The sequence below is a fragment of the Nocardia sp. NPDC056100 genome (genome assembly GCF_042266325.1).
Taxonomy (GTDB): Bacteria; Actinomycetota; Actinomycetes; order Mycobacteriales; family Mycobacteriaceae; genus Nocardia.
Genome location: NZ_JBHJVY010000003.1, coordinates 859,122 through 885,188, shown reverse-complemented (window position 1 = coordinate 885,188; position 26,067 = coordinate 859,122). Strand labels below are relative to the sequence as shown.

Annotated in this window: 25 protein-coding genes; 15 read left to right on the top strand and 10 right to left on the bottom strand. The window is 66.5% G+C overall.

Features of this window, described 5'->3' with window-relative positions; all coding sequences use genetic code 11:
* Positions 1–11: 11 nt before the first annotated feature.
* From ACFC0O_RS26185 to ACFC0O_RS26165, 5 genes are read right to left on the bottom strand one after another with little or no spacing between them, the layout of a single operon-like run.
* Entirely contained in the window at positions 12–1,265 is a 1,254-nt protein-coding gene (locus tag ACFC0O_RS26185) for a hypothetical protein (protein WP_375962185.1), read from the bottom strand.
* A complete protein-coding gene (locus ACFC0O_RS26180) occupies positions 1,262–1,810 on the bottom strand; it encodes a nuclear transport factor 2 family protein (protein WP_364637483.1) in 549 nt (182 codons plus the stop codon). Before ACFC0O_RS26180 ends, ACFC0O_RS26185 begins: the two co-directional genes overlap by 4 nt.
* Before the next feature lie 10 nt (positions 1,811–1,820).
* Complete coding sequence (locus ACFC0O_RS26175) at positions 1,821–2,024, bottom strand: ferredoxin (RefSeq protein WP_364637481.1); 204 nt, start codon at positions 2,022–2,024, stop codon at positions 1,821–1,823.
* A gap of 2 nt (positions 2,025–2,026) precedes the next feature.
* On the bottom strand, positions 2,027–2,851 hold the full coding sequence (locus tag ACFC0O_RS26170; RefSeq protein WP_375962183.1) for an SDR family oxidoreductase: 825 nt from the start codon (positions 2,849–2,851) through the stop codon (positions 2,027–2,029).
* Complete coding sequence (locus tag ACFC0O_RS26165; protein WP_375962180.1) at positions 2,851–4,053, bottom strand: cytochrome P450; 1,203 nt, start codon at positions 4,051–4,053, stop codon at positions 2,851–2,853. Before ACFC0O_RS26165 ends, ACFC0O_RS26170 begins: the two co-directional genes overlap by 1 nt.
* 377 nt (positions 4,054–4,430) lie before the next feature.
* On the opposite strand from ACFC0O_RS26165, the gene ACFC0O_RS26160 reads away from it, so the two are divergent.
* The 9 genes from ACFC0O_RS26160 (at position 4,431) to ACFC0O_RS26120 (ending at position 13,356) form a co-directional block, all read left to right on the top strand.
* Positions 4,431–5,891, top strand: a complete 1,461-nt coding sequence (locus ACFC0O_RS26160; RefSeq protein WP_375963835.1) for an aldehyde dehydrogenase — start codon at positions 4,431–4,433, stop codon at positions 5,889–5,891.
* A gap of 11 nt (positions 5,892–5,902) precedes the next feature.
* Positions 5,903–6,655 carry an SDR family oxidoreductase gene (locus ACFC0O_RS26155; RefSeq protein WP_375962177.1) on the top strand — a complete coding sequence of 251 codons (753 nt, stop codon included), beginning with the start codon at positions 5,903–5,905 and terminating at the stop codon, positions 6,653–6,655.
* Complete coding sequence (locus ACFC0O_RS26150) at positions 6,652–7,527, top strand: NAD(P)-dependent oxidoreductase (protein ID WP_375962175.1); 876 nt, start codon at positions 6,652–6,654, stop codon at positions 7,525–7,527. Before ACFC0O_RS26155 ends, ACFC0O_RS26150 begins: the two co-directional genes overlap by 4 nt.
* A gap of 1 nt (position 7,528) precedes the next feature.
* Positions 7,529–7,888, top strand: coding sequence for a carboxymuconolactone decarboxylase family protein (locus ACFC0O_RS26145; RefSeq protein ID WP_364637471.1), 360 nt, complete (start codon positions 7,529–7,531; stop codon positions 7,886–7,888).
* A 28-nt stretch (positions 7,889–7,916) separates the two neighbouring features.
* Positions 7,917–9,389, top strand: a complete 1,473-nt coding sequence (locus ACFC0O_RS26140) for an FAD-dependent oxidoreductase (RefSeq protein WP_375962173.1) — start codon at positions 7,917–7,919, stop codon at positions 9,387–9,389.
* A gap of 15 nt (positions 9,390–9,404) precedes the next feature.
* The gene (locus tag ACFC0O_RS26135) at positions 9,405–10,259 is read left to right on the top strand and encodes an LLM class F420-dependent oxidoreductase (RefSeq protein ID WP_375962171.1); all 855 of its coding nucleotides are present in this window, start codon (positions 9,405–9,407) and stop codon (positions 10,257–10,259) included.
* 76 nt (positions 10,260–10,335) lie between these two features.
* Positions 10,336–11,571 carry a glycosyltransferase family 4 protein gene (locus ACFC0O_RS26130; RefSeq protein ID WP_375962168.1) on the top strand — a complete coding sequence of 412 codons (1,236 nt, stop codon included), beginning with the start codon at positions 10,336–10,338 and terminating at the stop codon, positions 11,569–11,571.
* Positions 11,565–12,296: a class I SAM-dependent methyltransferase gene (locus ACFC0O_RS26125; RefSeq protein WP_375962165.1), complete on the top strand. Its 732-nt coding sequence runs from the start codon at positions 11,565–11,567 to the stop codon at positions 12,294–12,296. The genes ACFC0O_RS26130 and ACFC0O_RS26125 overlap by 7 nt, the downstream gene beginning before the upstream one ends.
* Complete coding sequence (locus ACFC0O_RS26120; protein WP_375962163.1) at positions 12,283–13,356, top strand: prenyltransferase; 1,074 nt, start codon at positions 12,283–12,285, stop codon at positions 13,354–13,356. Before ACFC0O_RS26125 ends, ACFC0O_RS26120 begins: the two co-directional genes overlap by 14 nt.
* Before the next feature lie 3 nt (positions 13,357–13,359).
* On the opposite strand, the gene ACFC0O_RS26115 is transcribed toward ACFC0O_RS26120, so the two are convergent.
* Complete coding sequence (locus ACFC0O_RS26115; RefSeq protein ID WP_375962160.1) at positions 13,360–14,013, bottom strand: class I SAM-dependent methyltransferase; 654 nt, start codon at positions 14,011–14,013, stop codon at positions 13,360–13,362.
* 124 nt (positions 14,014–14,137) lie between these two features.
* On the opposite strand from ACFC0O_RS26115, the gene ACFC0O_RS26110 reads away from it, so the two are divergent.
* Together ACFC0O_RS26110 and ACFC0O_RS26105 are read left to right on the top strand one after the other, a co-directional pair.
* Positions 14,138–14,695, top strand: coding sequence for a TetR/AcrR family transcriptional regulator (locus ACFC0O_RS26110; protein WP_375963833.1), 558 nt, complete (start codon positions 14,138–14,140; stop codon positions 14,693–14,695).
* Positions 14,696–14,812: 117 nt separating this feature from the next.
* Entirely contained in the window at positions 14,813–16,165 is a 1,353-nt protein-coding gene (locus ACFC0O_RS26105) for a cytochrome P450 (RefSeq protein WP_375962157.1), read from the top strand.
* Here the strand turns inward: ACFC0O_RS26105 and ACFC0O_RS26100 are convergent.
* Together ACFC0O_RS26100 and ACFC0O_RS26095 are read right to left on the bottom strand one after the other, a co-directional pair.
* Positions 16,162–16,650, bottom strand: coding sequence for a glutathione peroxidase (locus ACFC0O_RS26100; RefSeq protein ID WP_375962154.1), 489 nt, complete (start codon positions 16,648–16,650; stop codon positions 16,162–16,164). The genes ACFC0O_RS26105 and ACFC0O_RS26100 overlap by 4 nt on opposite strands.
* A gap of 37 nt (positions 16,651–16,687) precedes the next feature.
* Positions 16,688–17,920, bottom strand: coding sequence for a cytochrome P450 (locus tag ACFC0O_RS26095; RefSeq protein ID WP_364637453.1), 1,233 nt, complete (start codon positions 17,918–17,920; stop codon positions 16,688–16,690).
* A gap of 296 nt (positions 17,921–18,216) precedes the next feature.
* Here ACFC0O_RS26095 and ACFC0O_RS26090 point away from each other — a divergent pair, with 296 nt between their 5' ends.
* On the top strand, positions 18,217–19,854 hold the full coding sequence (locus ACFC0O_RS26090) for a GMC family oxidoreductase (protein WP_375962150.1): 1,638 nt from the start codon (positions 18,217–18,219) through the stop codon (positions 19,852–19,854).
* 165 nt (positions 19,855–20,019) lie between these two features.
* A complete protein-coding gene (locus ACFC0O_RS26085) occupies positions 20,020–21,012 on the top strand; it encodes a TIGR03617 family F420-dependent LLM class oxidoreductase (protein ID WP_375963831.1) in 993 nt (330 codons plus the stop codon).
* Between the two features lie 8 nt (positions 21,013–21,020).
* Here ACFC0O_RS26085 and ACFC0O_RS26080 read toward each other — a convergent pair whose 3' ends face one another.
* Positions 21,021–22,625: a PKD domain-containing protein gene (locus ACFC0O_RS26080; RefSeq protein ID WP_375962148.1), complete on the bottom strand. Its 1,605-nt coding sequence runs from the start codon at positions 22,623–22,625 to the stop codon at positions 21,021–21,023.
* Between the two features lie 128 nt (positions 22,626–22,753).
* Between ACFC0O_RS26080 and ACFC0O_RS26075 the strand changes: the two genes are divergently transcribed.
* Entirely contained in the window at positions 22,754–23,902 is a 1,149-nt protein-coding gene (locus ACFC0O_RS26075) for a nitrate/nitrite transporter (RefSeq protein WP_375962145.1), read from the top strand.
* Positions 23,903–24,214: 312 nt separating this feature from the next.
* On the opposite strand, the gene ACFC0O_RS26070 is transcribed toward ACFC0O_RS26075, so the two are convergent.
* The gene (locus ACFC0O_RS26070) at positions 24,215–24,838 is read right to left on the bottom strand and encodes a TetR/AcrR family transcriptional regulator (RefSeq protein ID WP_375962142.1); all 624 of its coding nucleotides are present in this window, start codon (positions 24,836–24,838) and stop codon (positions 24,215–24,217) included.
* A 111-nt stretch (positions 24,839–24,949) separates the two neighbouring features.
* Here ACFC0O_RS26070 and ACFC0O_RS26065 point away from each other — a divergent pair, with 111 nt between their 5' ends.
* The gene (locus tag ACFC0O_RS26065) at positions 24,950–26,065 is read left to right on the top strand and encodes a hypothetical protein (RefSeq protein ID WP_375962139.1); all 1,116 of its coding nucleotides are present in this window, start codon (positions 24,950–24,952) and stop codon (positions 26,063–26,065) included.
* Positions 26,066–26,067: the final 2 nt, after the last annotated feature.

Sequence of the window (26,067 nt, the reverse complement as noted above, 5' to 3'; positions counted from 1 at the left end):
GCGTTCGCTTTCTACAGGACGGTCAGCGGCAGGGGGATGCCCCGGTCGGTGAAGGTGAAGGCGGCTCCGGTGCTGAAGCGGGTGATGGCGACCTCGCCCGCCTCCCGGAAGGGTGTTGCGGACAGCCCGAATTCGACGGTGAGCGCGGTATCGGTGCTATCGCGCACCCGCACCTCGAAGCGCGGATTCACCCCGCGCGCGAGGGAATTGAGCGCCTCGAGATGCGTATCGTCGACGAGCGCGGCCCAGGCTCCGTCCGCGACGGCACCGCAGTCGCGGCCGAGTCGCAGTTCCACCGTCCGCTCCCCGCCGTGCGTTTCGCTGCTCACCTCGGCGTCGACGTAGATCGCCGGGTTCAGGGCCGGATGCAGTCGCAGCACCTTGGCCAGCGCCGCCGCGTCATCGCCGAGCCCGAGCGCGATGCGCAGCCGCTCGGCGGTGATTCCGGCGATGCCGGTGAACTGTTTGCGCGTGATGTCCAGCGCCACAGCCGAATCCGAGCGTTCGGCGACCGCCCGGCGGAATCCGAGGGTCAGCAGATGCTGTTGCAGGCACACCTCGTCGGCCATTCGGATCAATGCCGATCGGGAGAAGTCCGTGAACCGCAGATCGTTCAACAGCGGTCCGGCATAGTCGTGCCGCCCATCGCCATCGGTTTCGATGGCGTCCAATTCCACTGTCGCAGCGTGTGTTCCAGCCAACGCCTGGGCATCGTCCGGAGATTCGAACGGCGGCTGCGACCGATCGATGGTCACCGTCCACGCGCAGACCGGCGTCCGGTCCGCGGGCACCCGGGGCGGCCGATGCAGGGGCCGCACGCGCGCATACGGATTGGTGGCCAGCGCCGTGGCATCGAAGGTGGGGTCTTCGATGTGGTGGCACATGCCGACCACGTACTCCTCCCCCATGGGTTCCACATCGGCGAGCGCCCCGCAGTGGTCCAGGTGGAATTCGCCGTGGTCGTGATCGTGCACCCGGTACCGGAAATCCATGAATTGCGGTGGCGCGCCGATATCGAGCTGGAAGCCCTTGAAGATGGCATCCACCCCGTCCCCGGTGATGCCGAGGGCGTCCCGCATGCGACGGGTGTAGATCGGCGAGGCCAGCCGCCATTCGTCGATGGCCACCCCGGTCATGCCCTCGCGCCCGAAAGCGCCGATGGCGTGGGCCATTCCGGAGCGGTCGATGAGATGCCCGCACAGCAGCAGTTCGGGTACGAGAACGGCCAGCTCGCCGCGATTCAGCGAGCTGTATCGACTGCTCACCACAGTGGCGCCGGACCCTGGCCGACCGGATACCAGCCTTTGAGCGGCTCGCCCGAGACCGACCGCTCGATCCGCTTCTGCATGCCGGACGACAGCACCCCGCCGGAGATCATCTCCACGAAAAGCGCTGTGACATTGCCGAAGTCGAAGAAATCGCGCTGCCAGGACCATTGCCCGTCGCCCGCGTACCGGAACCAGCTGCCGCCGATGCCCTCCGGGCTGTAGGGCCGTCCGTCGGCGCGGGTCTTCTCGTTGATCTGCTTCCAGAAGCCGATGACGCTGCCGCTGCGCTCGTCGACCACGAATTCCTGATAGGGGTAGGTCCAGCCCTCGAGTCCGAACATCTCCTGTCCGAGGGCGATATCGCGGATCTCATCGCGCCCGACGGCCATGAATTCCTGGGTGGGCCCGTAGTTCCAGCCGTAGGTGGCGTCGGGGGTGTAGAAGTCGGCCAGGGGTTTCCAGTCGCCGAGCGCCTCGCAGCGCCGGTTCTCCTCCACCCAGCGGGTGATCATATCGTCGAGTTCGGTGCGGGACCAGGCCATGGGGGTTCCTTCAATCGGCCGTGCTGTCGTCACGGAGTGCGAGCGCCTGGGTGGGGCAGTAGCGGACGGCGGTGCGGGCCGCTTCGAGATCGTCGCCGGGGTCGGCGCTGAGGATCTCGACCTGGCCCTGCTTGGGTACGCGGAAGAGCCCGGGGGCTTCGTCCTGGCAGACGGCGTGCCCCTGGCACAGGTCGATGTCGACGACGATCCGCATGGCTATTCTCCTGAATCCTTCGGCTGCTCAGGGTCTTTCGGTGCCGGTTCGGGGTCTTTCAGCGGCGCTTCCGGCTGTACTTCGACCAACACCAGGTGTGCGCCGCGCGGGGTGGACACGACGGCGACGATGGCCGCGGCGATATCGGAGGCACGCAGGAATTGCGGGTGCCGCGCGAATCCCCATTTCACCCAGTCCTCGAGCATGGGCCCGATGACGGCCGGATCGGCGGTCATGCCCATACCGGTGAGGGTCTGGCCGGGGCGCACGATGGAGGAGCGCACGCCGGTGCCCTCTAGTTCCATCCGCAGTTGGCGGGCAAGAGCTTCGACGCCCATCTTCGCGCCGTTGTACGCGCCGACGCCCGGTCGCGGCCGGTCGGCGCAGTCCGAGCCGATGACCACGAAATCGCCGCGCTGCCGTTCGATCATGCCGGGGATGAGGCGATGCGCGAGCCGTTGCGCGCCGACCAGATGCACTCGGACCTGCGATTCGAAAACCTCGGGATCCATGGCCCAGCCGGACGAGAATTCCAGGTCACCGGCTCCCGACACCACGATTTCGATTGGCCCGAGCACGTTTTCGGCCGCCGTCACGAATTCGTCGACCGAGGCGGTATCGGCGACATCGAGGCGGTGCGCGAAGGCTTCGCCCCCGTCGGCGCGAATCTTCTCGGCGAGCTCCTCGCAGATCTCCACCCGCCGTGCGCCGAGTGCGACGGGATATCCCAACTCCGCGAGGGCCGTAGCGGTCGCGGCCCCGATGCCGGAGGACGCCCCGGCGATCAGGACCGGCCGCCGCGCCGGATGCGGTGTGAACCTTGGCATTACCGAACCTCCACTGTCACGGGCAATTTCGCGAAGCCGCGCACGTTCACCGAATGCACGCGCTCACTGCCGGGCAGCAGTTCGTACGACCGCACCCGATCGGTGAACTCGCGCAACACGATTCCGGCCTCCAGGCGAGCGAGGTGCGCGCCGAGGCAGAAGTGCACGCCGCGGCCGAAGCTGATCAGCCCGCCCTTGTCGGCGCGGTCGATGTCATAGCTGTCCGGATCGTGGAAGGCCGCCGTATCGCGATTCGCCGAGCCGATGAGCAGCAGCACCTTCGAGCCCTGCGGAATCGTCTGCCCGTAGTACTCGAGGTCCACCGCCGCCGTGCGCGCCAGGATCTGACTGGACGCGTCGTAGCGCAGCGTCTCCTCGACCCAGTCGTCGACCAGATCCGGATGCGCGGCGACCTTGGCGTACTGCTCGGAATGCACTCCGGCCCAGTGCAATGCGTTGCCGAGCAGTTTGGTGGTGGTCTCGTTTCCGGCGACCACCATGAGGAACATGAAGCCGATGATCTCCTCATCGGTGAGCCGATCCCCGTCGGCCTCGGCGTCCAGCAGTGCGGAGGTCAGATCCTCGGTGCGGTGTTTGCGCCGTTGCGCGACCATCTCGGTGTAGTAGCCGAACAGGTGTAGCGCCGCCTCCATGGCGGGCACCGGCACATCCAGCACGCCCTCTTCGCGGTGCAGCAGCACGTCCGCGAGCCTGCGCAATTCGGCGCGATCGGCGTCGGGGACGCCGAGCAGTTCGGAGATGACGTCCATGGGCAGTTTGCCCGCGACATCGTCGATCCAGTCGAAACTGCCTGCCGCCAGCGCGGGTTCGAGGTGTTGCAGGGTGATCTCGCGAATGCGATCGCTCATCTCGGTGACCCGGCGCGGGGTGAAGCCCTGGTACACGAGTTTGCGCAGGCGCAGATGCCGCGGATCGTCCATGGCCAGGAAGGACATGGTGTGGTGCGCGTGCGGCCCCCAGGCGGCCGGATCGAGGGAGACCCCGTTGGCGCTGGAGAGGTTGACATTGTCGCGGAATCCGGCGGCCACATCGGCATGCCGGGACAGGGCCCAGAAGTCCAGGCTCGGATTGTGATAGAGCGGCGCTTCGGCCCGCAGCCGCTGATAGACCGGGTACGGGTCCTCATGGATGCGGTAGTCGTACGGGTCGAACAGCAGCGGCTCGACGGAGGCTGCGGTCATCGTCTGTGCACCTCGTATTCGATAACACGTTCGTCGACTCTGACGGACGGCGTCCAGCCCGTTGGGACATCTGGCTGGACATGTGTCCGTACGGTACTAGCCCCACCGGCCCCTGACAATGAGTTCTCGTCATCCCAACCCATGATCCCCGTTGCCTGAACGGGACAACTGGTTTCGCTCCGGTTGGGGTAACTCCCGGGGCACGCCCGAAACGCTCCCGGCACCCAACCGCACTACGCACTGCCAACCGGCAACGGCACCCAGGCCGGGCGCAAAAGTCCCGGAGAGGCGGAACTGAAACCTGTTCTTGCGCGTTTCCGAGGCGCGAACTTATAGTCCGTACACGTGTCCGGACAGCATGGGAGCTACCGTTGAGCCTGAGCAATCTCATTCCAGATGGCGGGTCCCAATTGCTGATCGGGGGCAAGCTCGTCCCCGGCGGGGCCGGTGTGTTCAGCAATGTCGATCCGGCGACCGGGGAGCAAATCGGCTGGGCGGCCAATGCCGACGCCGCCGATATGGATGCCGCCATCGCCGCCGCCCGCACCGCCTTCGACGACACCGGCTGGTCGCGTGATCCGGCCTTCCGCGCGCACTGTCTGCGGCAGCTGCGCGATGCGCTGCGCGCGCATATCGAGGACCTGCGCGAGATCACCATCGCCGAGGTCGGCGCGCCCCGCATGCTCACCGCCGGACCGCAGCTGGAGGGACCGATCGGGGATCTCGGCTACTTCGCCGATCTGGCCGAAAGTTATTCCTGGGAGACCGATCTCGGCGTCGCCTCGCCCATGGGGATCAAGAGCAGCCGCACGCTGCGGCGCGAACCCATCGGTGTGGTCGGCGCGATCACGCCGTGGAACTTCCCGCACCAGATCAATTTCGCCAAGCTCGGCCCGGCCCTGGCGGCGGGGGCGACGGTGGTGCTCAAGCCCGCGCCCGACACCCCGTGGTGTGCGGCGGCGGTGGGCCGAATCATCGCCGAGGAGACCGATATTCCGGCCGGGGTGATCAATATCGTCACCTCCGACGACCACGGTCTGGGGTCGCAGCTGGTCACCGATCCGCGCGTCGACATGATCTCGTTCACCGGATCGACGCGCACCGGCAAGGCCGTGATGACCGCTGCCGCACAGTCTTTGAAGAAGGTGTTCCTGGAGCTGGGCGGCAAATCGGCGTTCATCGTGCTCGATGACGCGGATCTGTCAGCGGCGGTCAGCTACGCGGCCTTCGGGGTGAGCGTGCACGCCGGACAGGGCTGTGCCATCAGCACCCGGCTGCTGGTGCCGCGCGAACACTACGATCAGGCGGTCGAAATCGCCACGCGCGCCCTGAAAGGCATCCGGCCCGGCGATCCGAACAAGCCCGGAACCGTCTGCGGCCCACTGATTTCCGAACGCCAGCGCGCCACCGTCGAACGCTATCTGGACAGTGCGCGCAGCGAGGGCGGCACCGTCATCGGCGGTAACCGCCCCGATCGCCCCGGCTATTTCATCGAGCCCACGCTCATTGCGGGCCTGACCAATTCGGCGACCGTGGCGCAGGAGGAGATCTTCGGCCCGGTGCTGGTGATCATCGCGCACGACGGTGATGACGATGCCGTGCGACTGGCCAACGATTCCCCCTACGGCCTGTCCGGAACCGTATGGGGCGTCGATACCGAGCGCGTCCGCACCGTGGTGCAGGGCGTGCGCACCGGCACCCTGAGCGTGAACGGCGGCATCTGGTATTCCGCCGACGCCCCCTTCGGCGGATATAAGCAATCCGGTATCGGACGGGAAATGGGCATCGCCGGATTCGAGGAGTACCTCGAGACCAAACTTATCGCGACCGGCTGCTGAAGGAGCACGTCATGGCCCGATTCACCGATAGAACCGTCATTGTCACCGGAGCCGCGCAGGGTATCGGGGAGGAGTACGCCAAAGCACTCGCCGCCGAGGGCGCGAAAGTCATTGTGGCCGACCTGAATACCGAGCGCGGCACGGATGTCGCCAAGCAGATCACCGCCGACGGCGGCACCGCGATCTTCCGCGAGGTGGATGTCTCCGAACCCGAATCAGCTGCCGCCGTAGCCGAATTCACCCTCGGCGAGTTCGGCCGCATCGACCATCTGGTCAATAACGCCGCCATCTACGGCACCATGAAGCTGGATCTGCTGCTGTCCGTGCCGTGGGACTACTACAAGAAGTTCATGGGCGTGAATCTGGACGGCGCGCTGAATATGACGCGCGCGGTGTGGAAGCCGATGCGCAAGCAGGGCGGCGGGTCGATCGTGAACCAATCCTCCACCGCCGCATGGACGTACTCGGGCTTCTACGGACTGGCCAAGGCGGGCATCAACAGCCTCACCCAGCAGCTGGCACATGAGCTGGGCAGCGCGAACATTCGCATCAACGCCATCGCGCCCGGTCCCATCGATACCGAGGCCACCCGCTCCATCGTGCCGGAGCAGTTCGTGGACGAGATCGTCAAGGGCGCGGCCATCAAGCGGCTGGGCACCCCGGAGGATCTGGTCGGGGCCTGCCTGTACCTGCTGTCGGACGATGCCAAGTGGGTCACCGGCCAGGTGCTCAATGTCGATGGCGGAACGGTATTCCGGGCATGAGCGACACCGCGGTGGGATTCATCGGCCTGGGCAATATGGGTGCGCCCATGGCCAAGCGGCTGCTCGACTGGCCGGGCGGACTGGTGGTCTGCGATATGCGGGCGGACGCGCTGACGCCCTTCACCGACGGCGGCGCGACGGCCGCGGCGACAGCGGCCGAAGTGGCCGAGCGGTGCGCCGTCATCTCGGTGGTGGTGCTCGACGACGCCCAGGTGCGATCGGTCGTCACGGGCGACGACGGAATTCTCCGAACCGCCAAACCCGGCACGGTGATTGCCGTGCATTCGACCATCTCCGATAAGACCGCGATCGAGCTGGCGGCCGAATGTGCCGAGCACGGTGTGGAATTCGTCGATGCCCCGATCAGCGGCGGTGCACCCGCCGCACAGAAGGGCGGACTCGCGATCATGGTCGGCGGCAGCGAGACCGCCTTCAAGACCGTGCGCGCCCCCTTCGCCAGTTTCGCTTCGCTCATCGTGCACGCGGGCGAGGTCGGCGCGGGCACCCGAATGAAGCTGGCACGCAACCTGCTCCACTTCATCGCCTTCACCGCCGCCGCCGAATCGCAGCGGCTGGCCGAGGCCGCGGGACTCGACATCACCGAACTCGGCAAGGTGGTGCGGCATTCCGATTCGCATACCGGCGGTCCGGGCGCGATCATGTTGCGCAACACCACCGCACCGGTCGCCGCGGACGATTTCTGGTTCCCGATCCTGACCCACGTACGTGATCTCGGCGAGAAGGATCTCGCCCTGGCCCTGGACCTCGGCCGCCGGCTCGGCGTCGATCTGCCGCTCGCCGATCAGGCGCTCGGCGGACTCGGTGACGGTCTCGGCGTCGGCCGCGGCGCAATCGCAAAGGAGCAGTGGTGATATGACCGATGAACGCAGAGAACGCGGTCTGAAGAAGATGAGCGAGGTGTACGGCTGGGAGTTCCAGGACGGTCCGGGCGTGCACTTCGGCGTCACCGCCGATCATCTGTTCGCCGATATCTGGTCGCGTCCGGGCCTGTCCATTCGCGATCGGCGACTGCTGCTGCTCGGCGCGGTCACCGCGCAGGGCCTGTTCGATATCGCGGAGATCCAGGTCGGCGCGGCACTGCGCAATGACGAACTGGACGAGGAGCAGTTGCACGAGATCGCACTGTTCCTGTGCCACTACGTGGGCTGGCCCGCGGGCACCACCCTCGACGGCGTCGTCGGCAAGGCCGCCAAAGCGCATAAGAAGCAATAGCCCTCCACCAGTTAGGAATTCCAAGACAATGGCCGATACCGCAACCGTGCGACCACTCCGGGCCAGTGAGGTGAGCTCCTGGGATCTCGAAGCCGAAGTGGTCGTCGTCGGCTTCGGCATTGCCGGGGTGTGCGCGTCCATCGAGGCGGCCCGGGCCGGGGCCGATGTGCTGGTACTGGAACGCACCGGCGGGTGGGGCGGCGCGGCCGCCCTGTCCGGCGGGTTCATCTATCTCGGCGGCGGTACCGCGCTGCAGCGCAAGCTCGGGTTCGAGGACACCCCGGAGGAGATGGAGAAGTTCCTGACCGCCGCGCTCGGACCGGGTGTGGACAAGGCCAAGATTCATGACTACTGCCAGGGCAGTGTCGAGCATTTCGACTGGCTGGTCGCCAATGGCGTGCCGTTCAACGAGGTGTTCTGGGGCGAACCCGCCTACGAGCCGCCCGCCGATGAGGGCCTGATGTTCTCCGGCGGCGAGAACTCCGCACCGTTCAACGCCATCGCCACCCCCGCACCGCGCGGGCACCTCGCCTGGACCCGGGATAAGAAGCTGGGTGAGAAGGGCGGCGGCTACATGCTGATGGAGCCGCTCGCCCAGCAGGCCGAAAAGCTGGGCGTGCGACAGGAATTCGATGTCCGGCTGCAACGCCTGGTCGTCGACGACTCCGGCCGTGTGGTCGGCGTCGCGGCCAAGCGGTATGGCAAGGAACTGTTCGTGCGGGCCGAACGCGGTGTGGTGCTGGCGACCGGCAGCTTCGCCTACAACCATCAGATGGTGGAGCAGTACGCGCCCAAGATCCTGGGCCGCCCGGCCGCGACCGTCGAGGAGCACGACGGCATCGGCATCCGGGTGGCGCAGGCGCTCGGCGCGGATCTGGCGCATATGGACGCCACCGAGGTCGCGCTCATCGCGGACCCGCAGGTGATCGCGCGCGGCATCCTGGTGAACGGGCACGGTCAGCGCTTCATCACCGAGGACACCTACCCCGGCCGCATGGGTCAGGCCGTACTCCAGGATCAGGACAACAAGGCGTATCTGATCATCGACGAGGCGGCGCTGGAGGCGGCGTTCGAGACCAAATCGTCGATGAGCTTCCTGCGCATCGCGCCGACCTGGGTGGCCGAGACCATCGAGGAGCTGGAAGGCGAGATGGGTTTGCCCGCGGGCACCCTGCAATCCACCATCGACCTGTACAACCGGCATGCCGAGAACGGGGAAGATCCGTTCCTGCACAAGAAGACCGAGTGGGTGAAGCCGATCAGCGCCCCGCTCGGCGCGTACGACCTGCGCGGGTACACCGGCGGTTTCACGCTCGGCGGCCTGCGCACCGATCTGGATTCGCGGGTGCTGCACGTATCCGGCGAACCCATCGCGGGACTGTTCGCGGCGGGCCGGGTCTCCTCGGGCATCTGCGCGGGCGGTTACGCCAGCGGCTGTTCGCTGGGTGACGGAAGTTTCTATGGACGGCGCGCGGGTGTAGCCGCGGCCAAGGGCAACTGAGAGAGGTAGGCGCACATGCGATTCGGTATTGTTCTCTTCACCAGCGATCGCGGGATCACGCCCGCCGCTGCCGCCAAGGGGGCCGAGGACAACGGGTTCGACTCGTTCTTCGTGCCGGAGCACACCCATATTCCGGTGAAACGCGATGCGGCGCATCCGCTTACCGGAACATCCGAACTCCCTGATGACCGGTACACCCGGACCTTGGATCCGTGGGTCTCGCTGGCGACGGCCGCCGCGGTGACCTCGCGCATCGAATTGTCCACGGCGGTGGCGCTTCCCACCGAGAGCGATCCGATCACGCTCGCCAAGACCCTGGCCACCCTGGACCACCTGTCCGGCGGCCGCCTCACCCTCGGCGCCGGATTCGGCTGGAACACCGATGAACTCACCGATCACGGCGTGCCCGGCAATAAGCGGCGCACCGTGCTGCGCGAGTACATCGAGGCCATGCGCGCGCTGTGGACGCAGGAAGAAGCCAGCTACTCGGGCGATTTCGTCTCCTTCGGGCCGAGCTGGGCGTGGCCCAAGCCGGTGCAGCCGCATATTCCGCTGCTGATCGGCGCGGGCGGCACCGAGAAGACCTTCAAGTGGATCGCGCGGACCGGCGACGGCTGGATCACCACGCCCGCCGAAACCGATGTCTCGGCGTCCACCGCACTGCTCATGAAGATCTGGAAGGAAGCCGGGCGCGAGGGCGCTCCGCGCGTGGTGGCACTGGACTTCAAGCCCGACGCCGACAAGCTCGCGCGCTGGGCCGAGGCCGGGGTCACCGATGTGCTGTACGGACTCCCCGACAAGCCGGAGGCCGATGTGCTGGCCTATCTGGAGCGGCTGGCGGGCAAGCTGGAGCCGATTCGTAACGCATGACCGCCCGGTGACCGATCGTTACCTGAAAGACATACGCCCCCAGTAGATTTCGCTGCGCCCAAGGAAAGGTGTGCCCGTGCGTATCGCCCTGCTGTCCTATCGCAGCAAAACCCACTGCGGGGGACAAGGGGTGTACGTCCGATACCTCAGCCGCGGTCTGGCCGAACTCGGGCACGAGGTCGAGGTGTTCTCCGGACAGCCGTATCCGGAGCTCCTCGACCCGCGCGTGCGGCTCACCGAGGTGCCGAGCCTGGACCTCTACCGGGACTCCGATCCCTTTCGCACGCCGCGACCGTCGGAGCTCCGGGATCGGACGGATCTGCTGGAGGTCGCCACCATGTGGACGGCGGGCTTCCCGGAGCCGCGCACCTTCAGCATCCGCGCGGCCCGCGTCTTGCGTTCCCGGACAGCCGACTTCGATGTCGTGCACGACAATCAGTGCCTGGGCTACGGGCTGCTGGACATCGCCCGGCACCTGCCGCTGGTGGCGACCATCCACCATCCGATCACCCGGGATCGGGCGGTCGACCTCGCGGCCGCGCCGTGGCATCGAAAACCGTTCGTGCACAGGTGGTACGGCTTCCTCGGCATGCAGCAGCGGGTCGCCCGGCGGATACCGGAGTTGATCACGGTCTCGTCCTCGTCGGCGACCGATATCGTCAGCGACTTCGGGGTGCGCCCGGAGCAGGTGCGGACGGTGCCGCTGGGCGTGGACACCGGGCTCTTCCGGCCGCATGACGAGCCGCGCGCACCCGGCCGAATCGTCGCGGTGGCCAGCGCCGACAAGCCGCTCAAGGGCATCGCGCATCTGCTGAACGCCATTGCGCGCCTGCGCGTCACACATACGCTTGAACTCCAGCTGGTCGCCAAACTGGAACCGGACGGCCCCACCGAGAAGTTGATCGCCGAACTCGGCCTGGCCGATATCGTCACCGTCGTCAGCGGACTCGGTGACGATGAGCTGGCCCGCCTGCTGGCGTCCGCCGAAATCGCCTGTATCCCATCGATGTACGAGGGTTTCTCACTGCCCGCCGTGGAGGCCATGGCCAGCGGCACGCCCCTGGTGGCCAGCCGCGCCGGTGCGCTGCCCGAAGTGGTCGGCGACTGCGCGGAGCTGGTCGAGCCCGGCAATGTGGATGAGTTGACCCGCACCCTGGGCGCTCTGCTCGACTCCCCCGCGCACCGGCACCGCCTGAGCCTGGCGGGCCGGAACCGCGCACTGTCCGTCTTCAGCTGGGAAGCCGTTGCCGCGCAAACGGTTTCCGTCTACGAAAACGCCATCGCACGCCATCAGGAGGCCATTTCATGCTGACCGTCGACTTCGACCGCCTGGGCATCGGCCCGGGCACCCGCGTCATCGATGTGGGGTGCGGGGCCGGACGGCATTCCTTCGAGGCGTATCGGCGCGGGGCCGATATCGTGGCGTTCGATCAGAACGGCAGCGATCTCGCCGATGTGGACACCATGTTCGGTGCCATGGCCGAAGCCGGTGAAGCGCCCGACTACGCCAAGGCCGAGACGGTGCGCGGGGACGCCCTGGACCTGCCCTACGGCGACGGCGAATTCGACGTGGTGATCGCCTCGGAGATCCTCGAACACATCCCACAGGACGGCGCGGCCATCGCGGAACTGGCGCGCGTCCTCAAACCCGGTGGGGCGCTGGCCGTTACGGTGCCGCGCTGGCTGCCCGAACGCATCTGCTGGGCGCTGTCGGACGAATACCACGCCAATGAGGGCGGGCACGTGCGCATCTACCGCGCGGACGAGCTGCGCGACAAGGTCACGGCACGGGGTTTGCGATTCATCCACAGGGCGCACGCACACGCTCTGCACTCGCCGTACTGGTGGCTCAAGTGCGCGGTGGGCGTCAACAACGACAAACACCCCGCTGTGAGCGCCTATCACCGAATGCTGGTGTGGGACATGATGTCCGCGCCCCAGCTGACCCGCACCGCCGAACGCCTGCTCGATCCGCTCATCGGCAAGAGCGTGGCACTGTACTTCGCGAAGCCGGCGGTCCGCCGTGCCCACCGCTGAGCTACCCGCGGTCCCCGGCGTCCTATCCGCCCGGGACTGCCTGCGCACCGCCGAAACCATCGCGGCCGCACAGGAATCCGACGGCGCGCTGCCCTGGTTCACCGGCGGCCACACCGACCCCTGGGACCACGTCGAGAACGCCATGGCGCTGACGGTGGCGGGCCTGTGGGATCAGGCCCGCGACGCCTACCGCTGGTCCGCGAAAACCCAGCGCGCGGACGGCTCCTGGCCCATGCAGTTCCGAGCGGGCGTCATCGAGAACGCGGACGCAGACACCAACTTCTGCGCGTACATCGCCACCGGCGTCCTGCACTTCCTCACCAGCACGGACGATTTCGAATTCGTCCGGGAGATGTGGCCGACGGTCCGCGCGGCCGTGGATTTCGTCCTATCCCTGCAACAGGGCGACTTCGGTGAGATCCACTGGTCCCTCGGCCCCGGCGGCTCCTCCGGCGAAGCGCTGCTCACCGGCTGCGCCAGCATTTTCCACAGCCTCCGCTGCGCGCTGTCCCTGGCCGATCAGCTCGACGATCCACAGCCCTCCTGGGAGGTGGCGGCCTTACGCCTGGGCCATGCGCTGCGTGATCACCCCGAGGCGTTCCTCGACAAGAGCCGCTACTCGATGGACTGGTACTACCCCATCCTCGGCGGCGCGATCCGGGGTCGCACCGCGTACGACCGAATCACCTCGCGCTGGGAGGATTTCGTGGTTCCCACCCTCGGCATCCGCTGCGTCTCCGACCAGCCCTGGGTCACCGGCGCGGAAACCTGCGAATTGGTGCTGGCCCTGGATGCCCTGGGCGACAACCGGCGTGCCCGCCAGCTCTTCATCAATATGCAGCATCTGCGCGAGGCGGACGGTTCCTACTGGACCGGCCTGGTCTTCACCGACGGCAAACGCTGGCCCGAGGAACGCACCACCTGGACCGCCGCCGCCACCCTGCTGGCCGCCGACGCGCTGACCCGAACCACGCCCGCCAACAACATCTTCCGGGATCTGCTGCGCCCCACCCGCATCACCGCGAGCCACTGCGCCTGCGCCACCAGCCCGACGCACTGAGGGCTAGTTGCAGGCGGCGTTGCGCTGCAGGATGCGCAGGGATCCGGTGACGGAGAGTTCGCGGAACTTTCCGGAGTCGATGGCCCGGCGATAGATGTTGTAGGGGGCCTGCCCGCCGTCCGCGGGGTCCGGGAAGACATCGTGGATGGCGAGCAGGCCGCCGCCCGCCACCCAGTGCGTCCAATTGTCGTAATCGCGCTGGGCCGCTTCCTCGGTGTGGCCGCCGTCGATGAAGAGCAGGCGCAGCGGTGTGCGCCAGAATTTGGCGGCGGTCGCGGAGGAACCGATTATGCCGATGACGGTTTCGGTGAGACCGGCACGAATCATGGTGCGGCGGAAAGTCATCGAGGTGTCGAAGACACCTGTCTCCGGATCGATCAGCGTGGGGTCGTGGTATTCCCAGCCGGGCTGATGCTCTTCGGAGCCGCCGTGATGGTCGACGGTGAAGACGGTGGCACCGGTCTCGCGTGCGGCCGCACCCAGATAGATCGCGGATTTACCGCAGTAGGTGCCTATTTCGAGAATCGCGCCGTCGCCCGCGTAGGTGCGGGCGGCTTCGTACAGCGCGCGGCCTTCTTCCGGCGGCATGAATCCGACGGCCTGTTCGGCGAGTGCGAACAATGCGGCGGTATCGGCGGAAATGTCGGCCTGAGTCATCCGAAAACCTTTCTGGGGCGCGCGCATTGATACGGATTGCGTATCGGCGAGTTGCCCGGAGAGCAGCGCCATAGTAGCATCCGGACACGTGTCTGATTCTCTTTCCGACCGCCCGGTCGTAAACATGGAGGCCACTCGCCGCCGCCTCACCGAGAAGCAGGCCGAGACCGTCGACCGCCTCACCCGGGCGGCGATGGAGGTGCTCTCGCGCGAGGGGTTCGCGGGGCTCACGGTGCGCATGGTGGCATCGGCCGCCGGGGTCGGCACGGCCACCGCCTACACCTACTTCTCCTCCAAGGAACACCTGGTCGCGGAGATGTTCTGGCGACGCCTGGCGGCCACGCCCGCACCCGATCTCGCCGCTGCGGACAGCACCGAGCGGGCGGTGGCGGTGCTGCGGCAGATCGCCATGCTGGTCGCCGACGAGCCCGCGCTGGCGGGCGCGGTGACCAGTGCGCTGCTCGGCACCGATCCGGATGTGGCGCATCTGCGTTTGCGTATCGGCAGCGAGATTCGGCAGCGGCTGATCGACGCGCTCGGCGCGGACGGCGATCTCGAAATGGTGGAAACCCTGGAATTGCTGTACGCGGGCGCACTGGTGCGCGCGGGCATGGGTTACGCCTCCTATGCCGAAATCGCGGACCGGCTGGAGAAGGCCGCACTGCACGCATTGCGCGGCTGATCTTCCGCGGTCGCTTTCCGCTCGAAATCGTTTATCCCCCAGTGAAATCTCTTGCCGCGCCCGCACACCCGTAGTACCGTCCAGACAGGTGTCTACTCCAGCGCGGGAGGTATTCCGATGACCCTGGTCAAGCCCCAGCAGGTCTCGGGCGGCGAGCACGAGCACGGCCATCTCGAAGAGTTCCGGACCGATCCCATCGCCCTGATGGCGCGCGTGCGCGCCGAATGCGGTGATATCGGGTCGTTCCGGCTCGCCACCCGGGATGTGATCCTGCTGTCCGGTGCGCAGGCCAACGAGTTCTTCTTCCGGGCGGGCGATGAGGATCTGGATCAGGCCGCGGCCTATCCGTTCATGAAGCCCATCTTCGGCGAGGGCGTGGTGTTCGACGCACCGCCCGAACGCCGCAAGGAAATGTTGCACAACACCGCATTACGCGGTGATCAGATGCGCGGGCACGCCACCACCATCGCCCGCGAGGTGGATCGCATGCTGGCGTCCTGGGGTGACGAGGGCGAGATCGATCTGCTCGAATTCTTCGCCGAGCTGACCATCTACACCTCCTCGGCCTGCCTCATCGGCACCAAGTTCCGCGAGGAGCTCGACGACCGGTTCGCACACCTCTATCACGAGCTGGAGCGCGGCACCGACGCCTACTGCTACGTGGACCCGAACGCGGATATCGAGAGCTTCCGCCGCCGCGATGAGGCCCGGCATCAACTGGTGAAGCTGGTGCGGCACATCATGGCGGGCAGACTCGCGAATCCGCCTCGGGGCAAAGAGGATCGGGACATGCTCGACGTCCTGGTGTCGGTGCTGGACGAGCAGGGCAAACCTCGGTTCTCGGCCAGCGAGATCACCGGAATCTTCATCTCGATGATGTTCGCGGGCCATCACACCACCTCCGGCACCGCCGCCTGGACGATCATCGAACTGCTGCGCAATCCCGAGGTGCTCGGCAGCGTGGTGACCGAACTGGATGAGCTGTACGCGGACGGCGCGGACGTGAGTTTCCATGCGCTGCGGCAGATTCCGCGCTTGGAAGCGGTGCTCAAGGAGGTGCTGCGCATGCATCCGCCGCTCATCATTCTGATGCGGGTGGCGCAGGACGAGTTCGAGGTGTGCGGGCATCGCATCGCGCCCGGCGATCTGGTGGCGGCGACACCCGCTGTCTCCAACCGGATTCCGGAGGATTTCCCGAATCCGGATATCTTCGATCCGGCCCGCTATATCGATCCCAATCAGGAGGATCTGGTCAATCGCTGGACCTGGATCCCGTTCGGCGCGGGCAGGCACCGCTGCGTCGGCGCGGCCTTCGCGCTCATGCAGTTGAAGGCGATCTTCTCGATTCTGCTGCGCGACTGGGAGTTCGAACTCTCCCAGCCGTCGGACAGCTACCGCAACGACCATTCGAAAATGGTCGTGCAGTTGGAACAGCCGTGTGCGGTGCGTTATCGCAGGCGCACGCGTTAGACCGCACTCTCGATCGCCGCGATGACCGAGGGGTCGGTGGGCTCGGTGCGGGGGCGGATGCGCGCCAGCACCGAGCCGTCGCGGCCGATCAGGAACTTCTCGAAGTTCCACTGCACGTCACCGGCGGTGCCGTCGGCATCGGCGGTCTGGGTGAGCTCGCGGTAGATGGGGTGCGCGCCGTCGCCGTTCACCTCCAGCTTCTCCAGCAGCGGGAAGTCCACACCGTAGGTGGTGGAGCAGAATTCGGCGATCTCCTCGGCGGTGCCGGGCTCCTGGCCCATGAACTGGTTGCTCGGCGCGCCGATCACGGTGAAACCGCGGTGGCCGAAGGCGTTCTGCAGTTCCACCAGGCCGTTGTACTGCGGGGTCAGACCGCATTTGGAGGCTACGTTGACCAAGAGCACCACCTTGTCGCCGGCCAGCTCGGCGAGGGTGGTGGGCTTGTCGTCCAGGGTCTGTACGGGAATTTCGCGAAGTGAGGTCACATTCGCATAGTAGAACGGGTTCGCCGCGAACAGCCGCTCACCCGTAGTTGACCGGCCAGTGTTTGATCCCATTGATCCACCCTGCGCGCAACCGTTGCGGCGGTTCGAGCTCGGTGATATTCGGCATGACATCGGCGATCGCATTGAACATCAGATCGATTTCCAGTCGCGCCAGATTCGCGCCCACACAGAAGTGCGCACCGGTCCCGCCGAATCCGACATGCGGATTGGGATCGCGCAGCACATTGAACGAGAACGGATCGTCGAACACGTCCTCGTCGAAATTGGCGGAGCTGTAGAACAATCCGACCCGATCGCCCGCGCGGATGGCCTGCCCGCCGAGTTCGGTATCGCTCAGCGCGGTGCGCTGGAATGAGGTGACCGGCGTCGCCCAGCGCACGATTTCATCGGGCGCGGTGCGCGGCCGCTTTTCCCGGTACAGCTCCCACTGTTCCGGATTGTCGACGAACGCCTTCATACCGTGCGTAATGGCATTGCGGGTGGTTTCATTGCCCGCCACCGACAGCAGGATGACGAAGAAGCCGAATTCGTCCGAACCCAGTGCCTCACCGTCGATATCGGCGGTCACCAACTGCGTGACGATATCGTCCATCGGGCAGGCGCGGCGCTGTTCGGCCAGGTTGTAGGCGTATCCGAGCAGTTCGGCATTGGCCTGCATATTGGCCCCGGCGAACTCCGGATCATCGAAGTTCAACAGCTGATTGGACCAGTGGAACAGCTTGTGCCGATCATCCTGCGGCACCCCGAGCAGTTCGGCGATGGCCTGCAACGGAAGTTCGGAGGCCACCTGCTCCACGAAATCGCCGCCGCCGGTCTCCTTCGCCTCCGCGACAATCGCCGCGGCGCGCTCGGTGAGGGCCTTGCGCAATCCCTCGACCGCGCGCGGGGTGAAGCCCTGCGAGACGATGCGCCGAATCTTGGTGTGCTTCGGCGGATCCATATTGATCAGCAACGCATTTCGTGACAGTTCCAACTGTTCCGGTAGCGAATCCGCAGGCATCCGGATGATGGAACCCTTTTCATGCGAGGACCAGACGTCCGGCCTCCGGGATATCTCCTTGACATCCTCGTACCGGGTGATGGCCCAGAATCCCGCGTCGGTGAACGGGGCCGCCTGTTCGGGCGTCTGGGCATTCCACCAGACAGGTGCGGTGCGCCGCAGCGCGGCGAACTCCTGGGCGGGGCTGTGATCAGCCCACAGCGCCGGATCGGTGAAATCGAAACCTGCCGGTAGCGACGGAACAGTCATTGTTCCTCCTCGCGCGTATTGCCGCCATGATCGCAAAACTGAAACGCGTTTCATGTGAATTGAACCACGCTCGGGCCGCTCCTACCATGGTTTCGACGGGCCGAACCCGCCCCGGCAGCAACCCACGAGGCCAGCTAATACGCAGCATCTCTAGAACAAGTTCTACCTACCGGCGGATGATCATATTTTCGGCCCCTGAGGTCGCCCGCATGGCTGGACATCAAGTCCGCCCTGTGCGCAGACTAGAACTTGTTCTACAGTGACCGCAGGCACACTCAAGGATGAGGTAACGAAGAATGACCGCTTCTCCGCGCTCCGGGGACAACGCAACCGAGGCCGATTACGTAGTCGTCGGATCGGGCAGCGCCGGCGCCATCGTGGCCGGCCGGCTCGCCGAGCGCGGCGCCAGCGTGATCCTGTTGGAGGCAGGCCGCAAGGACAACACCCGCCTGGTCACCATGCCCGGCGCGATCAGCATGGTGCACACCGTCCCGCAGCTGAAGAAGCGCGTGACGTGGAAGCAGTTCTCCATCCCGCAGAAGCACGCCAACGATCGCAAGATCCCCATGACGCGCGGCAAGGTGCTCGGCGGATCCAGCTCCGTCAACGGCATGCTCTACGTGCGCGGCAACCGGGCCAACTTCGATTCCTGGGCCGCCGAGGGCAATACCGGCTGGAGCTACGACGAGGTGCTCCCCGCCTACAAGAGCCTGGAGAACTGGCAGGACGGCGCGAGCGATGTACGCGGCGCGGGCGGCCCCATCGAGGTCACCCGGCAGCAGGACCTGACCCCGATCGCCCAGCAGTTCATGGTCGCCGCCTCCGACACCCTCGGCGCGCCGATCATCGAGGACTACAACGGCGAATCGCAGGAAGGCATCTCGATCTTCCAGCAGAGCGTGAAAAACGGTCTGCGCTACAGCTCTTCGCGCGGTTTCATCACCGACCGGCCGAACTCCAACCTGACCGTGCTCACCCATGTGCACGTGACCCGGGTCGTCATCGAGAAGGGCCGCGCCACCGGCGTGGAACTGGCCGAGAAGAACGGCACCCGCCGAATCATCAAGGCCGCCAAGGAGGTCATCGTCTCCGGTGGCGTCATCGGCTCGGCGCAGCTGCTCATGCTGTCCGGCGTCGGCCCCGCCGCGCACCTGCGTGAACTCGGCATCGATGTGCTCGCGGATCTGCCGGTCGGGCAGAACCTGCACGACCACCTGTTCGTGCCGATGACCTTCATCTCCAAAAAGGCCATCCACCGCGGTATTCCGACCCACTTCGCCAGCGGCATCATGCAGGAACTGGCCCGCCCGGGCAGCTCCTGGATGGGGCGCACGGTCTTCGAGGCGTGCGGTTTCGTCAAGACCAAGTACGCCGAGGGCGACTACCCGGATATGCAGATCCACACCCTGCCGTGGAGCTACCCCATCCCCAACCAGGATGAGGACAAGCTGCACCTGGTGGATCGCCGTCCCGGCTTCACCATCTTCCCGAGCCTCATCTACCCCAAGAGCCGCGGCGAACTGAAGCTGGCCTCGAACGATCCGTTCGCCTCCCCGCTCATCGATCCGGGCTACCTGAGCGATCCGCGGGATACCGAATTCCTCATCGAGGGCATTCGGATGATCCGGGAGATCATGGCGCACAAGAGCATTGCCGGTGACTGGACCGAGGAGCTCGCCCCCGGCCCCGCGCTGCAGGACGAGACCGCGCTGCGCGCCGAACTGCCCAACCGCGTGCACTCCATCTACCACCCGGTCGGCACCTGCCGCATGGGTGTGGACGAGCGCGCGGTGGTCGATCCGACGCTGAAGGTGAACGGTATCGAGGGCCTGCGCGTCGCGGACGCCTCGATCATGCCGAGCATCACCGGCGGCAACACCAACGCACCGAGCTACCTCATCGGCGAGAAGGCCGCGGAGTTCATCGGCGCGTGAGCACCGAGCAGGACGGCGGTTCCGGAAAACTGTTACTTCCCTTACGGTTCCGGAACCGCCGGTCACCGGCCACAACGCGCGGTGACCGCTCCGCCCCGAGCCTGACGACCTCAGCGCTCGGGGCGGAGTTCTCTGTGCGACCGAACCGATGGGAATGCGATGTCACTGCCGCTCGATATCTGGCTGAACGCCCCGGTCGCCGAATCCGCCGCGCGCGCACGGCAATTGCGCGCGGCGGGGGTGGACGGCATCTTCACCTTCGAGGGCGCGCACGATGTCTTCCTGCCGCTCGCCCTGGCCGCGGACAGCGGACTGGGACTCATGACCAATGTGGCGATCGCGTTCCCGCGCAGCCCGATTCACCTCGCGCACGCCGCCTATGACCTGCACCTGTTGTCCGGCGGCCGATTCCGCCTCGGCCTGGGTTCGCAGATCCGCCCGCATATCGAGCGCCGCTACGGCAGCACCTGGTCCCGCCCGGTGGACCGCATGGGCGATACCGTCGCCGCGGTGCGAGAGATCCTGCGCGCCTGGCAGACCGGGGAACGCCTGAACTATCGCGGCGAATTCTGGCAACACACCCTGATGCCGCCGAATTTCGATCCCGGCCCCAATCCCCATGGCGTGCCACCGGTTCTGGTCGGCGCGCTCGGCCCGCGCATGACCGAGATGGCGGCGCGGGTGGCGGACGGGGTGCTGGTCATGCCCTTCAACACCGAACGGCACTTCCGCGAGCGCACGCTACCGGCGATCGACAAGGGTCTGGCGGGTTCGGACCGGCCCTTCGAGATCATCGCCGAAGCCATTGTCGCCATGGGTGATTCGGCGGAGGAGATCGCGGCCGCACGACAGGCGGTGCGCAATCTGCTGGCCTTCTACGGTTCGACGCCGTCCTATCGCCCGGTGCTCGAGGTCCAGGGCTGGGCGGATCTGCAACCCGAACTCAACCTGCTGTCCAAACAGGGCCGCTGGCGCGAGATGGCCGGGCTGATCGACGATCCGATGGTCGACGCGCTGACCGTGAGCGGGACGCCCGCACAATGCGCGCAGGAGATCCGGAATCGGTTCGGAGACCGAATCTCCCGGGTGTGCTGCTATTTCCCCGGATATCCGGTCTCCGATACCGCTATCGCCGAACTGGCCGCCGCACTGAAATAACCGCTCGGCTACTCGATCACGATCGGTTCGCCGAGCTCGTACACGCTCTGCCGCCCCGTCATATCCGTCACCAGCAGGCGCGGCAGATGCGGACCCGGATCGGTGTAGGCGTGTGAGACCGCCGTACCCGTGGTGACGGTGTGCGCGCCGTCGCCGAAGTACCAGTCGTACTGGCGGATCGCCCCGCCCGCCGGTTCGGCGTCGAAATCGACCATCGTCCCAGCCGGACCCGCCGTCCGGGAGATGGTGAACCCGTCACCCGAAGGTCCACCGCCGCCGAACCATTCGCGCATGGCGGGGTTCAGCAGGAAGGCCCTCGCGTACTCCCGCGCACCCTCGGGGTCCGCGTGCGCGATGGCGGTCGCGCGGCACTGCGGCGGCACCTCGGTGAGTTGCGGGCAGGCCAGCAGGCGCAGTGAGATCTCCTCGTCGCCGAGCGGATTCATCCACAGTTTGCGATCACCGTCCTGACTGGCGAGGCCGTCGGCCGCGACCGCGAACGCCTCACCCGCGGCGGCATTGGCCTGGGCCGCCGCCTGCCGGAACGACTCCGCCGAGACGCGCACGAATTCGGACCAGCGGGCCCGCAACACTTCCGGCACGCCCGGCGCGTCCGCACCGTGAAAGTAGTTGGATACCAGTACCTTCGGATTGCCCGGCAATGCGTGCGCCTTCTCGATGGCGGCACGCATACCGCGTCCGCCGTAGCCGAGCTTCGCGCCGCTGAAATACGGCACGTGTGCGGCGGGGTTCGCCGACTCGGCTCCGATGCCACCGCATTCCCGCCGTATCGCGGCGGTCAGATCCTTGGTGCCGGGGGTGACGCCGACCGGAATGCCGAAGACCGGATCCAGATCGTTGATACAACCGTCCAGCAGCACCAGGTCCACCGGATAACCGTGCGCGCGGGCCTCGGCCCCCGCCTGCTCCAATTGGCAGAACACATCGGGTAGTTCATTCGCGCCGGATTCGTCGGCGGTCTTCGGATCCACGGGGCATTGCGCATCGCCCGCCCCGGTGTGCAGGCCGGGGGCGTCCAGCGCCGCACCGGAGACCGAATAGTCGTGCAGCCGGGTGGCCCGCCCGGTCTGTTCGCCGAGCGTCTGGGCGGTGAGCCCGGCGAAGGTGCGGTCCAGATCCAGGCCCTGCCCCCAGGTGACCGCGTCACCGGCCGAGACCACGTGCAGCGGGCGGCATTCCCGGCCCACCCGCAGGTTCCAGGGCTTGCCGTAACCGCTCGCCGCGCCGCCGGGGACTCTGGCCCGGGCGTCCACCCGTAGTCGGCCGTCCGCGGGTAGTTCGTCCTGGCCGATATCGAAGCCGATCGTCATCACATCGCTGTTCATCGGGATGATGCCGGTGCGAATCGGTTGTCCGCCGCCGAGAATTCGCCATTCCACATCGGTGTGCGCGGGCACCCCGGTCGGGAAGTACACGGCGGTGGTGCCGTGCAGCGGACCGGCGCACTGCCCGTCCGCGGGCGTACTGACATCGATGATGAGCGGTAATTCGGGGATGACGTCGGCCCGGGCCACCGGCCCGGCCGCCGCTGTCGCACCCACCAGTACGGGCAGCACAGCCGCCCGTAACCAGCGGGATCGCCACAACTTCACATGCGCCTCCTGAGGCATTCCGCAACTTGACAGCAGCCATAGTGCGGGGGACCCGGCCGGGGTCGATCAGGCGCGCCGAATTGGCCTAATTTAGTCCTTTTGACCGGCGTTTCTGCTAGACAAACGGTATGAATGCGAGAAACCTCACGCTCGCTACACTGGCTTTCGGCCTCACCTTCTGGGCCTGGAACCTGATTGGACCGCTATCCGGTAGTTACACAGACGATTTGGGTCTGTCCCCCGGTCAGACCTCGATGCTGGTGGCCACACCGGTGCTGGTCGGCTCGCTCGGCCGGATACCGGCAGGCGTGCTCGCCGACAAGTTCGGCGGACGGCTCATGTTCGCCGTCATCTGCTTCATATCGATCATTCCCACGCTCTTCGTCGGCTGGTCGAATTCCTATGGGGCGCTCATCTTCTGGGGTTTCTTCCTGGGCATCGCGGGCACCTCGTTCGCGGTCGGCGTTCCGTTCGTCAACGCCTGGTTCGAACCGGCCCGGCGCGGCTTCGCCACCGGCGTGTTCGGTGCGGGCATGGGCGGTACCGCGCTCTCGGCGCTGCTGACCCCGCGGCTGGTCGATCACCTCGGCCGCGCCACCACCCACGTCATCATGGCCGTGGCGCTGGCGATCATGGGCGTGATCATGCTGATGTTCAGCCGCAACTCACCGAACTGGAGCCCGGCCACCGAGCCCGCGCTGCCGCGCATTCGAGAAGCGTTGAAGCTCAAGGCGACCTGGCAGGGCTCACTGCTGTACGCGGTGGCGTTCGGCGGTTTCGTGGCCTTCTCCACCTATCTGCCGACGGTGCTGCGCAATGTGTACGAGTTCGCGCAGTCCGATGCGGGCCTGCGCACCGCCGGATTCTCCATCGCGGGCGTGCTGGCGCGGCCGCTGGGCGGCACGCTCTCGGACAAGCTGGGGCCGGTCAAGGTGCTGGCCATCTCGTTCGCGGGCACCGCGATCATGGCGGTGGTGCTGAGTTTCGAACCGCCGCAGGAGTTTCCGGCCGGTACCAGCCTGGTGCTGATGGCGTTCTTCCTCGGCCTCGGCACCGGCGGCGTCTTCGCGCTGATCGCCAAGCTGGTGGATCCGGCCCGGGTCGGCACCGTGACCGGCGTGGTCGGTGCGGCGGGCGGGCTCGGCGGCTATTTCCCGCCCTTGGTCATGGGCCTGGTCTACAGCTCCCGGCACGACTACACGCTCGGCTATCTCCTGCTGGCGCTGACCGCCGCGGCCGCCTTCGCGTACACCCTGAAGGTGGGTCGAGAAATCTGAATTCTGCTCAGCCCCAGCATTTTTCGTGAATGCAAGATCTTCTTAAGGCCGTGCCAAGCACGGCCCCGCATTGTTGTGTGCAACACCGGGACACCGGTACAGCCACCACAGATGTCCTGCCGCGAAGGGGGCGGCAGGCCGGGCGCGGGAACCCGCCGAACCTGTCCACGAGGGGTGTCAGGATCGGCGGGTTCCGCGTTTCGAATCCCACCGCCGGGTGATCTTGATACCCGGTATCGTGGAGATAAGTGCGCCAAGGAGATTGGATCCGACGATGGAAACAGTGATCGTCTTCGTGTTGGCCTGTGTGATCTATTGGTTCGGCCTCATACGCTGACCCGCAGGGGTCGCCGCCACCGCCACCAGGGCATCGGCGATCTGCGCACAGAAGACGTCGGCGTCGTCGCCACCGTGCGTGAGCGCCCGGAACAGGGTCGCGCCACGCAACAGTTCGAACACCGCGTCCGCGTCACAGGCGGGATCGGCCTGCCCCGCCGTCACGGCGCCCGCGAGCAACTCGCCCAGCGCCTCCCGGGTCGGGAGTTCACCGCGATCGAGCAGCCGACGGTAGCTGTCGTGGTCGTCGTGGTACTCCGAGAGCAGTCCCGGAATCGCCGAGCGCGCCGCCGGATGCGCCGACGCGGACAGGAACAGTCGCGTCCAGGCGAGTAGATCCGCGCGTAGATCACCGCTCGGGACCGGATGGTTGAAGTCGTCGAGCGCGAAGATCGCATCCTCGACCAGGGCCCGTTTACTCGGCCAGCGACGGTAGATCGAGGTGGTCACCACCCCCGCCCGGCGCGCCACCGCGGCGATGGTGGTGGCCTGATAACCCTCGCTGACCAGCAGTTCCTGCGTCGCGGTCAGCAATTGCGCGTCCAGCTGCGGATCGCGGGGGCGGCCGGGGCCGGAGCGGGCCTGCGACGGTGCGCTCACCGGGGTTCTCCCAACTGGTCGACGAGAATTTCTGCGATTGAGGTTACATCCAGACCTTCTTTCAAATACGCTGTGCCTCGTATTCGAATTACCACCGAGAGGCACCCGTCAATGTTGACGCCCCAGGACGAACTGCTCTGCCATCAGCTGCCCACCACGTTCGACCATGTGCAGCAGAGCGATCTGCGCTGGACCGAACGCGTGGTCATGTACGGCTTCGACACCACCGGCGAAGTGAGCGTCATGACCGGTATGGCGCGCTACCCCAACCGCAATCTCATCGATGCCTACGCCATGATCACCATCGGCGACCGGGCGCATACCGTGCGCCTGTCCCGGCAGATCGACGACCGCTATGACGGCCTCGGCTCCTGGCAGGTCGGGCCGTTCACCTACGAGATCGTCGAACCGCTGCGCAAGGTGCGCGCGACCCTCGCTGACAATGAGCACGGCATCCGGCTCCAGCTCGAATTCGACGCCCAATTCCCGGCTTACGAGCAGGAGCCCGCCTTCTTCCGCACGCGCGGACGGGTGCGCGAGGACGCCCGGCGGTACTACCAGAACGGGCGCGTCTCGGGCTGGCTCGAGGTCGAAGGCGCGCGCATCGAGATCGATCCCGCCACCTGGTGGTTCGGCCGCGATCACTCCTGGGGCACCCGGCACGGCGGCGGCGGGGGTGCCATCAACGAGGGCGGCGGCATCCTGCAGCCCTCCGAGATTCCGGACGGCGTCCTCTATTACATGGGCATCTTCCAATTCGAGGACGAGCTGGTGCATTTCGCACAGCGCGAGACGCCGGAAGGACACCGCTGGCATTTCGAGGGCACCGTACTGTCACCGCTCGGCTCCGACGCGCAACCGCAGCCGGTGCGCGACGCGGGCCACGAGCTCACCTTCCGCGACGACTTCCGCATCGTCAGCGGCGGCACGTTCAGCATTGTGGACGCGGCCGGTAAGACCCGCGAATTCACCATCACCCCGGTCTCGGACTTCTGGCCGGGGCTCGCCGGATACGACCTGTATCGCGATTACGCCTCCGGCGTCTGGAAGGGCGAACGATGGAGCGACAGCTTCGTCGCCGATCTCACCGATACGGCGGACCTGAAACAGGTCAGCATGCTGAGCGAGACATTCTGCCGGGTCGAGACCGACGGCAAGGTCGGCTACGGCCTGGTCGAAATGGTCTTCATGGGCCGCAATGAGAAGTACGGGTACGAAGGGTACTGAGC

Excerpts from the sequence above, each read along its gene's own strand:
- ACFC0O_RS26115 (WP_375962160.1), bottom strand. The coding sequence starts at position 14,013 with ATGACTCAGGCCGACATTTCCGCCGATACCGCCGCATTGTTCGCACTC.
- ACFC0O_RS26135 (WP_375962171.1), top strand. The coding sequence starts at position 9,405 with ATGCGATTCGGTATTGTTCTCTTCACCAGCGATCGCGGGATCACGCCC.
- ACFC0O_RS26165 (WP_375962180.1), bottom strand. The coding sequence starts at position 4,053 with ATGACCGCAGCCTCCGTCGAGCCGCTGCTGTTCGACCCGTACGACTAC.
- ACFC0O_RS26125 (WP_375962165.1), top strand. The coding sequence starts at position 11,565 with ATGCTGACCGTCGACTTCGACCGCCTGGGCATCGGCCCGGGCACCCGC.
- ACFC0O_RS26175 (WP_364637481.1), bottom strand. The coding sequence starts at position 2,024 with ATGCGGATCGTCGTCGACATCGACCTGTGCCAGGGGCACGCCGTCTGC.
- ACFC0O_RS26095 (WP_364637453.1), bottom strand. The coding sequence starts at position 17,920 with ATGACTGTTCCGTCGCTACCGGCAGGTTTCGATTTCACCGATCCGGCG.
- ACFC0O_RS26140 (WP_375962173.1), top strand. The coding sequence starts at position 7,917 with ATGGCCGATACCGCAACCGTGCGACCACTCCGGGCCAGTGAGGTGAGC.
- ACFC0O_RS26075 (WP_375962145.1), top strand. The coding sequence starts at position 22,754 with ATGAATGCGAGAAACCTCACGCTCGCTACACTGGCTTTCGGCCTCACC.
- ACFC0O_RS26145 (WP_364637471.1), top strand. The coding sequence starts at position 7,529 with ATGACCGATGAACGCAGAGAACGCGGTCTGAAGAAGATGAGCGAGGTG.
- ACFC0O_RS26170 (WP_375962183.1), bottom strand. The coding sequence starts at position 2,851 with ATGCCAAGGTTCACACCGCATCCGGCGCGGCGGCCGGTCCTGATCGCC.
- ACFC0O_RS26110 (WP_375963833.1), top strand. The coding sequence starts at position 14,138 with ATGGAGGCCACTCGCCGCCGCCTCACCGAGAAGCAGGCCGAGACCGTC.
- ACFC0O_RS26090 (WP_375962150.1), top strand. The coding sequence starts at position 18,217 with ATGACCGCTTCTCCGCGCTCCGGGGACAACGCAACCGAGGCCGATTAC.
- ACFC0O_RS26155 (WP_375962177.1), top strand. The coding sequence starts at position 5,903 with ATGGCCCGATTCACCGATAGAACCGTCATTGTCACCGGAGCCGCGCAG.
- ACFC0O_RS26065 (WP_375962139.1), top strand. The coding sequence starts at position 24,950 with ATGTTGACGCCCCAGGACGAACTGCTCTGCCATCAGCTGCCCACCACG.
- ACFC0O_RS26180 (WP_364637483.1), bottom strand. The coding sequence starts at position 1,810 with ATGGCCTGGTCCCGCACCGAACTCGACGATATGATCACCCGCTGGGTG.
- ACFC0O_RS26150 (WP_375962175.1), top strand. The coding sequence starts at position 6,652 with ATGAGCGACACCGCGGTGGGATTCATCGGCCTGGGCAATATGGGTGCG.
- ACFC0O_RS26105 (WP_375962157.1), top strand. The coding sequence starts at position 14,813 with ATGACCCTGGTCAAGCCCCAGCAGGTCTCGGGCGGCGAGCACGAGCAC.